This is a genomic window from Pseudoalteromonas sp. H103 (genome assembly GCF_001469205.1).
Taxonomy (GTDB): Bacteria; Pseudomonadota; Gammaproteobacteria; order Enterobacterales; family Alteromonadaceae; genus Pseudoalteromonas; species Pseudoalteromonas carrageenovora.
Map to the genome: position 1 here is coordinate 193132 of NZ_LOFG01000016.1, position 12074 is coordinate 205205.

A 12074-nucleotide genomic window follows, 5' to 3' on the forward strand; every position below is an offset into this window, starting at 1 on the left:
CAAAAAAAGCCGGTAAGTGATTATTCACTTACCGGCTTTTTTTAAGGATATTATAGCTCGTTAATTTTACATTTGGCCTCTTTAAGCTCAATAGTGGCTTTACTATCAAGGTGGCGAATATAACACTGCGTGCCTTTTATCATCAGCTCAAACTGATCTGCTGTATTGCGACTTTGTGTGTCGATAATATTATTACCCTTTACATTGTTAAGGGTTACTGTGCTGCTAGTAGTAAATACATCGGAGGCTAATTGGGCTTCTTGAATGTGGACAAGTGTTTTAATTGCTATGCTAACAGCTGCTTTATTTGGCTCAACTAGTAGGGCATGTTGCAGCTTAGGTGTAGGGTCTGGGCTTTGAGATATACAACCATTGAGAAAAAACGTTGAAAGTACAACGATTACTAAAAAGTATGCTTTCATAAGTTGGCCAAATTATTAGCAAAAGAGAGCTTAATATAACGACTTTTAGTTATACTTGATAGTAGTGCTTAGCGTTTGCATAGCTAAGGTTATGCCATATGTTATTGTTTAAACACATACTTTTGTAGCTGTGCCATAAGTTGTTATAGCTTGTATTTATTTGACACACAGGGAAGTTACTAGCAAATATTACGCGCTGCTCACCAAAGTGATTTAAAAGAAAATTAAAACACGTAACTTGCTGTTGTTTTGTAAAATGTAGTAATTCAAAACCAGAAAATTTTATGGCGATATTGTTATGTTGAGCAAGTAACTCAACACCTTGCTGCCATGTAGCTAAATCGCTAGGTAGCCCTGTGTGATTAATTATAATTTGGAGTTGCGGTAGCTGCTTAGCGTAGTAAGCGACTTGTTTAGTAATATCGCTATTTTCAATATTAAATTGCGCTTCAAAATGCAGTTGATTGTTTGATAGCAACGCTAAGTTTTTAAAGCTATTAGCGCTTAGTAAACGCTTTGCATCAGTACCTTCGGTTATATCCCTGATACCACATAAGCTTGAGTGAGCTTGATCGTTTAAGGCGCTTTTAAACTGCTCTGTAGGTGAGTCAATTTGGTTATAACTAACGGCTTTAAAAGGCAGATTTTTTAAATGCGAGCTTAGCCAGTTTAGCTCGTTTATAGGTGATTGATTATCAAACCCAGCCTCAATGTGCACAATACCCGCAAGTTCAAAATCAGTACTTTTTACAAGCTGCTCTGCACTTGTTGGTTTTTTTATTTTTTTTAGGTTAGGCCACGCTGGTGGGTTCTCGCCTTGCAGCCAAGAATACTGCCCTTCGGCAAGATTAAAAAAATGCACATGAGGATCAATAATTTGCATGCTCATTGTGCTGTATAACCACCATCAATGCTTTGCAGGCTGCCTGTTATAAAGCTTGCATCATCACTTGCCAAAAAGCTAATCAGTGCTGCTACTTCATCGGCTTGCCCTAAACGGTTTAGCGGTTGTAGGCTGGCCTCTTCTGCGACTATTTTGTTTTTATCAGCACCACTTTTTTTACAGTAGGCATCAATAGCATTATGAAATAGCGGGGTTTCTATAGTGCCTGGGCATACTGCATTTGCACGAATGTTAAAGCTTGCGTAATCAAGTGCTGTGGTTTTAGCCATTGACGCCAAGGCGTGCTTAGTAAGGTTATAAGCAAACGAATTTTGCTTACCTATAATTGCTTGATCTGAGGCAACTAAAATAATTGCACCGCTGTTTTGTGCTTTCATACTTGGCAGTACACTTTGCACTGCCGCGTATGCACCTTTAACGTTAAGTGCAAAAAGTGCATCTAGAGTTTCCTCATCGGTGCTTTCTATATTTGCACTTAAATGTTTTCCAGCATTAGACACAAGTATGTCAATTGTAGGGTTTTGCTGGCAAATTGTATTTATACATGTTTGCACTGCGCTTACGTTACTTACATCACATTGATGAAATTCACCAAACTCACTTGGCTCAATATCAAGGTTATGTACAGTAAAACCACGTTCAATAAAGCGTTTTACTACGGCTAAACCAATACCTTTTGTTCCGCCTGTAACAATAGCAACCTTCGACATACCTGCTCCTTTATTTACAACTAAAATGCTTAGTGTGAGTGTCCACAGCCACCTTCAGCGTGAACATGCCCGTGAGATACTTCTTCACTTGTCGCTTCACGTACTGACACAACTTCAACGTCAAACGTTAGCGTTTTACCAGCAAATGGGTGGTTTAAATCACAATCTGCGTTAAAACGGCCAACCTTAATAATAGTCACTTGGTGGCGCCCTTGGTTAGACTGTACCATTGCCGTCATACCTGGCTTCCATACTTTTACATCACCTTGTAGATGCTTAAGAGGAATGCGTTGAATTAAGTCATCAACACGTTCGCCATATGATTCGCTTGGCTCTAACGTAACGCTAAATTTATCACCAGCTGCTTTGCCTTCAAGTGATTTTTCTAAACCAGGAAGCATGCCTTCGCTGCCGTGTATGTAGCTCAGTGGCGCTTCGTTTACGCTGCTTTCAATTTGCTCGCCCGCTTCGCTTAGGGTGTAATGAAATTCAACTGCTGAATTTTTACTAATTTGCATGCTTGTCTCTTTAAGTTTTACTGTTGTAAGGCGTGATTTTACGCGAAATATAGCACTTTAGAAACTTACCAAGGTTGATTTAGTGTTTTTTGTAAATCGAGCAGTAAGTCTTTTTTAATCGGGGCTGATTTTGGCTGTTCGGCTTGAGGTATAAATAGTACTAGCTGTTTGCCTGGCTTTAATACACTTGAAGCTGATAACTTGTTCCACTTAGCTAAGTCACTATGAGGTACATCGTAGAGTTGGCTAATACTCCAAAGAGTGTCGCCTTGTTTAACTTCGTAGTCTATTTCAATTGTTGGGATCACAACTTCTTGCGGCTCAAGGTAAGGGCTTATTTTGTAATCTACTATAAGTGATTTAGGTAACGTTTTAGGCTGCCCAACTAAAAGCTTTTCACCAACACCAATAAGATTGGTTTGTTTGTCGTTAAGTTGTTTAAGCGCACTAACAGACATACTAAAACGTCTAGCTATGCCATACAGCGTATCGTTTTGTTTAACTATGTATTCGCCAGCAAAGTTAGATTTAAAAAACTGACTTTTTAATAATGCTTCTTGCCCTATTGGCAGGAGTAAGGTGTGAGGCCCATTAGGCGAGCTTTGGTTTTTTAAATAACCTTGGTTTAAAGAGTGTAGTTGTTTTGAACCCACGCCAGAAAGCTTAGCAATAACAGAAAAATCAAACTGTTGGCCTACATTCATTTGCGTAGTAATTGGTTTGTTCGAAAGTTTTGGTCGGTTAATTCCTTTTTGCGGGTGTTTTACTAAGTAACTTAAAGCAAGCAATTTGGGGACGTAATCGGCCGTTTCTTTAGGTAGTTTAAGCGACCAGTAATCCGTGCTTTTTCCGCGTTTTTTATTTTTTTCGATTGCTCGCTTAACGCGTCCTTCACCGCTATTGTATGCGGCTAGGGCATGCAGCCAGTTGCCATCAAAACGTTTATGCAAATAGCTTAAGTAATCAAGTGCAGCGTCGGTTGATGCCAATACGTCTTGGCGTCCGTCGTACCATTGATCTGACTTAACCCCAAAATGATGTGCAGTTGCGCCTACTAATTGCCAAACACCAACGGCCTGCTGCGAAGACGCAATGGTAGGCCTAAAGTCGCTTTCAACAAAAGGTAGTAGAGCAAGCTCCATAGGAAGTTGTTTTTGCTCTATCTTTTTTACGATATGATACAAATATGGGGCTGCGCGTTTACTTACTGTACGTAAATAATTTGGCTGTTTTAAATACCAGTCAATACGCTTATTTAAAGCGCGATTTTGATAAATGGTAAAATGCAGGTTGTTCGCTATGTGCACCCATAAATCAGTTGTTTTGGGTGGGCGCTTTTTTACGATAACTTTTTTGGCAGCCTGTGGGGTGGTGTGTGTCGTTTTAGGCTCAGCATCATCTGGCGTTTTAGCAAGTTGTTCTTGGTGTTCGTAGTTAGGCTCAAAGTGAGTAAATATTTGTGGTGCCTCTTGAATTTCAGGCTCTGTAGTCTCACAGCCAAATAAAAAAATACCCAAAAAACATATAACCAAACTGCGCATAGTAATCACTTTTATAAATTCCTTTTATCATTTTAACACAATCCGTTGTGTTGAGTTATTTACTGCTTTTTAGCGCGGTTAAGTCCAGCTTGTAAAAAAAAGTTACTTGATTTTATATTAAGCGCTTCTTGTTTGTAAGGCTTAATAACTGACTCAGGAAAAGACTGCATTAGTTGCTCTATAGTTTGGCCGTCGTTATTTTTTACATGTTCTGTTATGGTCGTTAAAAAAGAGAGTGGTTGCTTAAGTTGCTCCTTTGTTAAAACGCCACCGTGCCCAGGAATAATAACACTGAGATTTTCATCGTTAATGTATTGCTCAAGTAATATTTGCCACTTTTCTAATTCCCCATGGCCAGGATACGGCAGCCAGTCAACGATATCACCACCAATAAGCACAGTGGCGTTATTAGTGCTAATTGTTAAATCACCATTGGTATGAGCTTGGTGTGGATCAATCATAATTTCAAAGCCACCTAGGTTAATTTTTTTAGGGGTATTTATTGTTATTTGCGGCTCATTAAGTTGGTACTCTTGCCAACGAAATAATCTACTTTTAGCAAGCTCAAGCTTACTACGCCATTGGTCTTGCTCCTCTTTAGCAACGCTTGCTAAGCGCTGGTAACTTAGCTCAATACTTTTTTCATAGGTGTCTAACTTGTCTGTGTATGCTTTTTGATATTGGTTAAAGTTAGTATTAACTTGTTGATGAACAATAAGTTTGGCGTCGGGGAAAAAGCTTTGCATAACTGCCATACCTAATAAGTGGTCGTCGTGGTAATGAGTGGCCACTAAATAGCACAAAGGTGTTTTTAGGCGCTTTTTTAAGTCTTCGGCAAGTTGTTCAACAGCAGCAAAGTTGGCGCTGGTATCAACAAGTAGGGCGCATTTATCACCTTCAATAAGAACCTGATTCGAGTCGTAAAATCGCAGGTCATCTTGTTGTTTTAAAAATTGAATATGAGGGTTAATTGTATTCCAAGTGACGGCTGCGTAGGCGCTTTGAGCTAGTGATAATAAAGTAAAGCTTAATAGTAAGTGCTTACATAAAGAGGTGGTCTTTGAAATTTTTAACTTCATTTATTATCTCTACGCTAATGTTTAATTACTTTATAATAAATAAAAAGCGCAGTGTGCGCTTTTTATTCTTTGTGTTTGGGGTCACTTGCCAATTGCTGACTGAGCTTATCAATCAGTTGGTCTTGATGCTGCTGCTCAACTGTAGCCTGTGTTTTTGCTTCTAGCAATTCGTGGCTTAAGTTTAACGCTGCCATTAGTAGGGCTTTTTGATCGTTTCTTACGGTTGAGCGCTGTTTCATTTGCTCAACAAGATCGTTTAAATTTTTAGCTGCTGCTATTAATGCATCTTCCTGCCCTTCGGGGCAAGCAAATTGCTGCTCTTTACCTAGCAACTCAACAGTGACCCGCTGGTTTTGCAGCTCAGACATTAGCTAGCCTGTTGTGCGCTTTGTAACTTATCAAGAAGGCCAGATAACGTAGTGCTGGCATCTTTTTGCTTTTCTTCATTTTCTAGTGCTTCAAGCTGTAGTAATTCGTTGTCATCGCTTAATTTAGCGTTTTGCTCTTTTAAGCTTGTAACGTCAGCTTGTAATTGGTTGTTACGTTCGATTAAAGAATCGATCAGTTGTTCGAGTTGTTGAAGAGTAGTGTTATTCATAAAGGCGCTCATATAACTGTAATTAATGTCATGCAAATGTAAAGCAAAGTGTGTTGATTTGCCAGCATTTACGGTGGTTTTAGCTGATTTTTCTTCTTCATTAAGGGATAATTCAGTATATGTGCTTTTTTGTTCAGAAACGGTTCACTTAAACACTCTCTTATGTTGGTGCAAGTTGCCAAAGCCCTGTGCTTATGGTTCACTTGCGATATTAAATTGCGTATGGCGAAAATAAATAATGCTTAGTTACAGACACTCTTTTCACGCGGGTAACCCAGCCGATGTACTTAAACATTTAGTACTGGCTCAGGTGTTAAATTATCAAACAATTAAAGATAAACCCCTTGATTATATTGATACTCATTCGGGGGCTGGTTTTTTTGAACTTGCCGCTGCAGATGCGCAAAAAACACAAGAGTATCAAGATGGTATTGAAAAGCTTTGGGCGCATACAAGTATGCATGAAGCATTAAACGACTATATCGAATTAATAAAATCGTTTAACGAAACAAACGAGTTGGCGTTTTATCCAGGTTCGCCAAAAATTGCTGAGCATTATTTACGTCGCCAAGATAAAGGCTGGTTTTTTGAGCTGCACCCGCGCGATTTAGTATTACTTGAAGAAAACATGCAAGGTAAACGCTCTATTCGGGTGCGCGGAGAAAACGGCTTTGCAGGGTTAGTTGGCTTACTGCCACCAGCATCTCGCAGAGCGTGTGTGTTAATTGACCCTCCATACGAAATTAAAGACGATTACGAAACAGTTGTAAGTACGCTAGTTAAAGCGCACCAACGTTTTGCTACAGGTACCTATATGATTTGGTATCCGGTAGTGGATAGAGAACGTATTGATAATATGGAGCAAGGCTTAATTAACTCAGGTATGCGAAACATACAATTGTTTGAGCTAGGAACCGAAGCCGATACTGACGTGCACGGAATGACGGCATCAGGCATGATAGTTATTAATCCACCTTGGAAGCTAAAACAAACTATGGATGCGGTAATGCCAGAATTAGTTGAGCTTTTAAGCAAACCGAGTGGCTTTTATAGAAGCGAACAGCTCGTTAACGAATAAGTTAAGTTTAATAAAAAAATGCCCAGATTTATCTGGGCTTTTTTATATACAGCAAAGCCAAGTTAATTAGCGATGCTTAATTAAAATATACAGCATTAAAAGTCGCTAGAGTATTGGCGTTAGTGTCTTTGAGTTGTAAAGACTCTCCAGTAATTTCCCATTGTTTAGCCTTATTGAGTACGTCCGACATAGCGGTTTCTTGATCCATACTTTCTGAGCACATTTTTTTAGTACTAGCTAACTGGTTAAATGATATAGATTGGTTCTGCGTGCTGTAGCTTCCACTAAAATTATTACAGCCTAAAAATCCATTAACTCGGTTGTCTTTATCAAACTGGATAAACGGTTCTTTAATATTAACGCTAACGGCTTTTGCATTTAATGTTACCGCCTTCCAATAAGTGTTAGCGAGAGTAACATTTGGCTTTTGTACTTTAACTTTAACAACTTCTATCTCGTGCGGCACACCCGACAGTGTATTTTTAAATGGGTTGTATTGTGCGTCACTTTTATAAAGTACGTTGTCTTTATTAATAATTCTGGCTGTTAAGTTATAACTGTGTTGGTCATTAATTTTGTCAGCGTCATATACCATCTCAACGGTAAAAGGGGGCGCTTGAGTTATATCTATTACTTCTTGTGCGATTATGTCGGCTTTAACATCCATTTTAGAAACATCAGAAAGCGTGACTATTAACTGTGAATCAGGGCGAAGCATACTGCGATCTTTATATGTAACGAGTGTAGTTAAACTCGATACACTCTCGGCTTGCTCGGCTTTTTTGGTATGCGTAGTTTGTTGGTCGCAGCCTGTTAATGCAAAAGCGCTGAGTGCCAATATACTTAAGCCTGTTAATGTTTTTTTACGTGAAAATACAGCCTGATGCTTTGTCATGTTAGTTATCCTTACTCAATATTATTTGCACAGTGTAGTGCTTCGCTGCTTAATAATTGCTTAATTACTCAGAGTTCAGGTTAGTTTTAGACACAAAAAAAGGCGCATCAGCGCCTTTAATAATTAAAATCAAACGATTATTTTTTAACGAATTTAGTTAAAATAACAATACGTTGGCCATCAACTCGCCCTTCAATATGTTCAGGGTTACTTGTTAAGCCTATATTACGCACTGCTGTACCACGTTTAGCTGTCAGGCTACTGCCTTTAACGTCTAAGTCTTTAATAAGTGTAACAGTGTCGCCTGCTTGTAAAATAACACCGTTACTATCTACGTGTTTAACATCGTCATCTTCAGCCAATGCTTTTTTAGCCCACGCTAATGTATCTTCTTCAAGATAAATCATGTCTAGAGCGTCTTGTGCCCAGCCATTATCAGGCGCTAAGCGCGATAACATTCTGTAAGCCACAACTTGTACTGCAGGTGTTTGGCTCCACATGCTGTCGTTTAAACAGTGCCAATGTGTGGGTGTTAGTTCGCTGTTATTCTCGATTTGGTCTTTACATGTTTGGCATATGTAAATGCATTTGTCTGAATGGGTTTCAGTAACAGGCGGTACTTCGTAAACAGATAAGTTTTCGGTTGCACCGCATAATTCACATTGATTACTACTACGTTCAATTAAGGCTTTTTCAATACTCATGGGGCTCTTTTCGGTTCTGGTCGAGTTAACAATTGCTGCTATTATACTCCAAAGTACGAGCTCTGCGCTATTAATCCCTTAACTTTGTGTGGGTATACCAATTCGCAATAATACGGTGTCATTTTGAGGTGCCAAACTCGATGTTAGTTGCGTTACAGTTTTCTCATCGTAGACTGCATGGTTAAAGAAGTTAGAATAAGGCTGGAGCAACTAAAGAATAACTAAATAACGAGGTTTTTGTTTTGCCACTAACCAGATTTCCCTACTTAAAAAGGAGCACTTAATTAAGCGCAGGGGTATTAAGTAAGTACTTATCTTCAATGTTTTTTATGTAGCCTTGGCTATGAAGATTTTTAATTGCTTGGTTTATTTTAGGTAAAAGGTTTTTGTGTTTACTTAATAATCGAATACTTAAAAAACCATGAGAGTGCTGCGCCCCAAAGGCTATACGCATGCCTAGCTGTTTGGCCCAATAAAGAGCTGTTAGCTTGCCAACTAGTGCAGCCTCCACACGATTTCTTGATAGGGCTGTCATAAGTTCTTTCTCAGATGGAAAGTCAACACGTTCAAAGGTGTTGTCATCATAGTAATAGTAACCTAGTACCGTTCCGATATTTTTACCCCTTAAACTGTTAGTGCTTTGCCAGTTATGGGCATTTTTAGGCAGGGTTACAATCATTTCAGTGGCATAAATAAGCGGCTCTGAAAAAACATAACGAGAGTCATTTCTCTCATTCTTAGGGAGCCATTCTAATGAAATAACATCAAAATCGATTATTTCATCTTGTAAGTATTTGGTAATCCGCTTTGTGGGTAGATTTATATGAGAAGCTGTAATATTTGCGTCATCGAGTACTTTTTCAATAATTTCGGGTAATACTCCAGGCTTTTTAGGATCATTTGTATAATATGGATAATGACTACCTGACGCGCTAATATTATATTTGAGGGGAGTAGAGTTAATACTGGCATAGATACAAAATACAAATAGCAAAGGGCTCAGTACTAATAAGCGAATTAAGTTAGACAAATTCTCACCCTTTATAATTAAAATTTATATAAGTGTTATGTAGTTTTGGCTGTTTTGCAATGATTGCTATATTTATCTAGTACAACTTACATTAAAGTACACGTATTATTGGCTATTTAGTCATCATTTATTTATAGGTTTAGAGTTAAGTGAAATTACAAAATATCTCTGACGAAGCACAAAAAATAACGCAGTTTGTTGCAAGGCAACCCATTTTTGATATTAATCAAAATGTGTTTTCGTATGAGCTTCTTTATCGAGATTCGGCTAATAATGCGTTTCCTGCAGGTACTTCTGATACGCATGCTACCAGTCGGCTGTTTTTCAATGCGTTAATGCTATTAGGGCTTGATAGGCTAACAGCACATCACTTAGCGTTTATAAATTTATCATCAGAAACTATTTTAGATAACTTTCCTAAACTCTTATTACCAGAGAACAGCGTAATTGAAATTGTGGAGCGCACAGGCAATATCCCTGCGGTGGCAAAACGTGTGCAAGAGTTAAAAAAAGAAGGGTATATTTTTGCATTAGATGATTACGATGGGGACTCTAAATGGGAGCCTTTATTAGCACATGTTGATTATATAAAAATAGAAATAGACGAACCGGTTATTAAAACCAACATGCGCATAAAAAAAATCAAACGCGCTAATCCTCATGCAAAAATAATTGTAGAAAGAATAGAAACGCATGAGCAATTTAATGTGCTAAAAGAAGCTGGGTGTGATTTATTTCAGGGGTTCTTTTTTTCTCGTCCAGAAATGATTACCTATAAGGGCGTAGAGCCATCGAAGTTAACGGTATTTGACTTATTGCGCTTTACCGCTAAAAAAACGCTTTGCTTTAAAGAGGTCCATCAGCGAGTAGCAAGAGATGTAGCCATTACCGCTAGGGTATTAAAGTTAGCAAATGCGCGCTCAGGAAAAGCAAACTTAAAAATCACCTCTATTTCACAAGCCGTTATTTATTTAGGCGAAGACACTATAAGGCAATTTGTACGTGTTTTAGCAATTAGTGAGTTAGGAGTTGAAAAACCAACAGAGCTGACCAAACTAGCCCTAACTCGTGCGCAGTTTATGTCGCTTATATTGGAGCAAAATAATAAGGACTTAACCGAGCAGGGTTATCTTGTTGGTTTGTTCTCTGTGCTAGATGCTATTTTAGATGCTGATTTAAAAGACATAGTTAACGAGTTCACCTTAGATGCAGCTATATCAGATGCATTACTCCTAGAGAGCGGTGTCTTAGGGAGTTGTTTATCGCTTATAAAAGAATTTGAATTAGATAATACAGATGAAGCGATGATTCAATTAGCCAAAATAGACCCAGAGCTACATATTGGCCATATATTTAATTTTTTATTAGATGCTGTCTTATACAGTGACGACATTATTGAGGCTATAGCAGAATAAATATGCGAAATTGGTTATCGGTTATAAGTGTAGTAATTGCATTAGGCTTACTTTTTCCTGGTATTACAAAACCAGTGTTAAGCATTGAAGGTAATATTGACAAATCAAAATTAGCACAAGCTGGTATTGAAATGCTTGCCGAAGAAGGTGATGGCCGTACGCGAAGTATGTTAATGATGTTCTCGAACATGTTAGGGCTCGATAAGTTAGAGGGCGAAATAAGCGCTTATAGCAAAACACAAAGTATTTTGGGCACGGTTAAAGAGCTGGCCAATAACAACAACTTATTTGTAGCTGCTTTAGTGGCGTTGTTTTCTATTGTTATTCCAAGCTTAAAGCTACTTATGCAACTACTGTATTGTTGCCTACCTGCGGGTGGCGTTAAGCAAAAACTCGGTTTGGTTATATGTGCACTGAGTAAATGGAGTATGGTTGATGTATTTGTTATTGCATTAATAGTGACCTACCTTGCTGGAAACGCACACGGGAAAAGTGGTGAGTTACTTATTATGAATGCTCAATTTGGCGAAGGTTTTTGGTATTTTTGTGCATATTGTATTTTTGCAATTTTAGCGAGTAACTTAATAAAAACACCGATTACAGTTTCAAAATAACGACTTAAAATTTGTGGCAGCAACTGAGTTGCCATATAATTGCAACCGACATTTATTTTAAAGGCACAACATTGCAGCGTTTTTATTCAAGCTTACTTATCATCACCTTGTTACTCACTTTTGTGGGTCAAGCTGTTGCGTCTGTAGCTATGTTTTGTGAAATGCCGCATGAGGGCGCTAAAACATTCGCACACGTTAAAATGGATATGCCGCAAAGTGATTCCCAAATACATGAGAACATGTCTCATAAGATGATAGCAATGGATTGTTGTGACAACGAAAGCACCCCTAAAAAGGAATGTAAATGCCCTATGAGCGGCTGCGCTGCTAATTCAATGCTTAATGTTGAAAGCCTATTTAGTGTTACCTTACTTGGCTCTGAGAAGGTGAGTATAAGCGTACCTTCTACACAAATTACGATACCCCGCTCACTTTACCGACCTCCTATGTTTGCTTAATTGCAGGATAGGTGTATTTAAAATTTAGATTTTAAGCTTCAAAAACCGCTAATCACCTTTTCTGCCTTGAAATAAGACTTTTGTTTTCTTTATTTTGGCCGGAGTAGG

Annotated in this window: 15 protein-coding genes; 4 read left to right on the plus strand and 11 right to left on the minus strand. The window is 38.4% G+C overall.

What is annotated here, in order from left to right; genetic code table 11:
* Positions 1-50 precede the first annotated feature (50 nt).
* From ATS74_RS13050 to ATS74_RS13085, 8 genes are all read right to left on the minus strand, one after another.
* The gene (locus ATS74_RS13050; protein ID WP_058549319.1) at positions 51-422 is read right to left on the minus strand and encodes a hypothetical protein; all 372 of its coding nucleotides are present in this window, start codon (positions 420-422) and stop codon (positions 51-53) included.
* Between the two features lie 49 nt (positions 423-471).
* Positions 472-1311, minus strand: a complete 840-nt coding sequence (locus tag ATS74_RS13055) for an amidohydrolase family protein (protein ID WP_058549320.1) — start codon at positions 1309-1311, stop codon at positions 472-474.
* Positions 1308-2036: an SDR family NAD(P)-dependent oxidoreductase gene (locus ATS74_RS13060; RefSeq protein ID WP_058549321.1), complete on the minus strand. Its 729-nt coding sequence runs from the start codon at positions 2034-2036 to the stop codon at positions 1308-1310. Before ATS74_RS13060 ends, ATS74_RS13055 begins: the two co-directional genes overlap by 4 nt.
* A gap of 29 nt (positions 2037-2065) precedes the next feature.
* Positions 2066-2554 carry an FKBP-type peptidyl-prolyl cis-trans isomerase gene (locus ATS74_RS13065; protein ID WP_058549322.1) on the minus strand — a complete coding sequence of 163 codons (489 nt, stop codon included), beginning with the start codon at positions 2552-2554 and terminating at the stop codon, positions 2066-2068.
* 65 nt (positions 2555-2619) lie between these two features.
* The gene (locus ATS74_RS13070) at positions 2620-4095 is read right to left on the minus strand and encodes a LysM peptidoglycan-binding domain-containing protein (protein WP_058549323.1); all 1476 of its coding nucleotides are present in this window, start codon (positions 4093-4095) and stop codon (positions 2620-2622) included.
* A gap of 59 nt (positions 4096-4154) precedes the next feature.
* Positions 4155-5174: an MBL fold metallo-hydrolase gene (locus ATS74_RS13075; RefSeq protein WP_058549324.1), complete on the minus strand. Its 1020-nt coding sequence runs from the start codon at positions 5172-5174 to the stop codon at positions 4155-4157.
* A gap of 62 nt (positions 5175-5236) precedes the next feature.
* Positions 5237-5542, minus strand: a complete 306-nt coding sequence (locus ATS74_RS13080; RefSeq protein WP_058549325.1) for a cell division protein ZapA — start codon at positions 5540-5542, stop codon at positions 5237-5239.
* Positions 5542-5772, minus strand: coding sequence for a cell division protein ZapB (locus ATS74_RS13085; RefSeq protein WP_058549326.1), 231 nt, complete (start codon positions 5770-5772; stop codon positions 5542-5544). The genes ATS74_RS13080 and ATS74_RS13085 overlap by 1 nt, the downstream gene beginning before the upstream one ends.
* 238 nt (positions 5773-6010) lie before the next feature.
* On the opposite strand from ATS74_RS13085, the gene ATS74_RS13090 reads away from it, so the two are divergent.
* Complete coding sequence (locus tag ATS74_RS13090; protein ID WP_058549327.1) at positions 6011-6850, plus strand: 23S rRNA (adenine(2030)-N(6))-methyltransferase RlmJ; 840 nt, start codon at positions 6011-6013, stop codon at positions 6848-6850.
* Positions 6851-6926: 76 nt separating this feature from the next.
* Here the strand turns inward: ATS74_RS13090 and ATS74_RS13095 are convergent, their stop codons facing one another.
* The 3 genes from ATS74_RS13095 to ATS74_RS13105 form a co-directional block, all read right to left on the minus strand.
* A complete protein-coding gene (locus tag ATS74_RS13095; protein ID WP_058549328.1) occupies positions 6927-7745 on the minus strand; it encodes an META domain-containing protein in 819 nt (272 codons plus the stop codon).
* 137 nt (positions 7746-7882) lie between these two features.
* On the minus strand, positions 7883-8449 hold the full coding sequence (locus ATS74_RS13100) for a PhnA domain-containing protein (RefSeq protein ID WP_058549329.1): 567 nt from the start codon (positions 8447-8449) through the stop codon (positions 7883-7885).
* 280 nt (positions 8450-8729) lie between these two features.
* On the minus strand, positions 8730-9479 hold the full coding sequence (locus tag ATS74_RS13105; RefSeq protein WP_058549330.1) for a substrate-binding periplasmic protein: 750 nt from the start codon (positions 9477-9479) through the stop codon (positions 8730-8732).
* Between the two features lie 149 nt (positions 9480-9628).
* Here ATS74_RS13105 and ATS74_RS13110 point away from each other — a divergent pair, with 149 nt between their 5' ends.
* From ATS74_RS13110 to ATS74_RS13120, 3 genes are read left to right on the plus strand one after another with little or no spacing between them, the layout of a single operon-like run.
* The gene (locus ATS74_RS13110; protein WP_058549331.1) at positions 9629-10894 is read left to right on the plus strand and encodes an EAL and HDOD domain-containing protein; all 1266 of its coding nucleotides are present in this window, start codon (positions 9629-9631) and stop codon (positions 10892-10894) included.
* 2 nt (positions 10895-10896) lie between these two features.
* Positions 10897-11508 (plus strand): paraquat-inducible protein A, encoded by a 612-nt coding sequence (locus ATS74_RS13115; RefSeq protein ID WP_058549332.1) that lies wholly within the window; start codon positions 10897-10899, stop codon positions 11506-11508.
* Positions 11509-11519: 11 nt separating this feature from the next.
* A complete protein-coding gene (locus ATS74_RS13120) occupies positions 11520-11966 on the plus strand; it encodes a hypothetical protein (protein WP_327078211.1) in 447 nt (148 codons plus the stop codon).
* Positions 11967-12074 lie beyond the last annotated feature (108 nt).

Excerpts from the sequence above, each read along its gene's own strand:
- ATS74_RS13050 (WP_058549319.1), bottom strand. The coding sequence starts at position 422 with ATGAAAGCATACTTTTTAGTAATCGTTGTACTTTCAACGTTTTTTCTC.
- ATS74_RS13055 (WP_058549320.1), bottom strand. The coding sequence starts at position 1,311 with ATGAGCATGCAAATTATTGATCCTCATGTGCATTTTTTTAATCTTGCC.
- ATS74_RS13060 (WP_058549321.1), bottom strand. The coding sequence starts at position 2,036 with ATGTCGAAGGTTGCTATTGTTACAGGCGGAACAAAAGGTATTGGTTTA.
- ATS74_RS13065 (WP_058549322.1), bottom strand. The coding sequence starts at position 2,554 with ATGCAAATTAGTAAAAATTCAGCAGTTGAATTTCATTACACCCTAAGC.
- ATS74_RS13070 (WP_058549323.1), bottom strand. The coding sequence starts at position 4,095 with ATGCGCAGTTTGGTTATATGTTTTTTGGGTATTTTTTTATTTGGCTGT.
- ATS74_RS13075 (WP_058549324.1), bottom strand. The coding sequence starts at position 5,174 with ATGAAGTTAAAAATTTCAAAGACCACCTCTTTATGTAAGCACTTACTA.
- ATS74_RS13080 (WP_058549325.1), bottom strand. The coding sequence starts at position 5,542 with ATGTCTGAGCTGCAAAACCAGCGGGTCACTGTTGAGTTGCTAGGTAAA.
- ATS74_RS13085 (WP_058549326.1), bottom strand. The coding sequence starts at position 5,772 with ATGAATAACACTACTCTTCAACAACTCGAACAACTGATCGATTCTTTA.
- ATS74_RS13090 (WP_058549327.1), top strand. The coding sequence starts at position 6,011 with ATGCTTAGTTACAGACACTCTTTTCACGCGGGTAACCCAGCCGATGTA.
- ATS74_RS13095 (WP_058549328.1), bottom strand. The coding sequence starts at position 7,745 with ATGACAAAGCATCAGGCTGTATTTTCACGTAAAAAAACATTAACAGGC.
- ATS74_RS13100 (WP_058549329.1), bottom strand. The coding sequence starts at position 8,449 with ATGAGTATTGAAAAAGCCTTAATTGAACGTAGTAGTAATCAATGTGAA.
- ATS74_RS13115 (WP_058549332.1), top strand. The coding sequence starts at position 10,897 with ATGCGAAATTGGTTATCGGTTATAAGTGTAGTAATTGCATTAGGCTTA.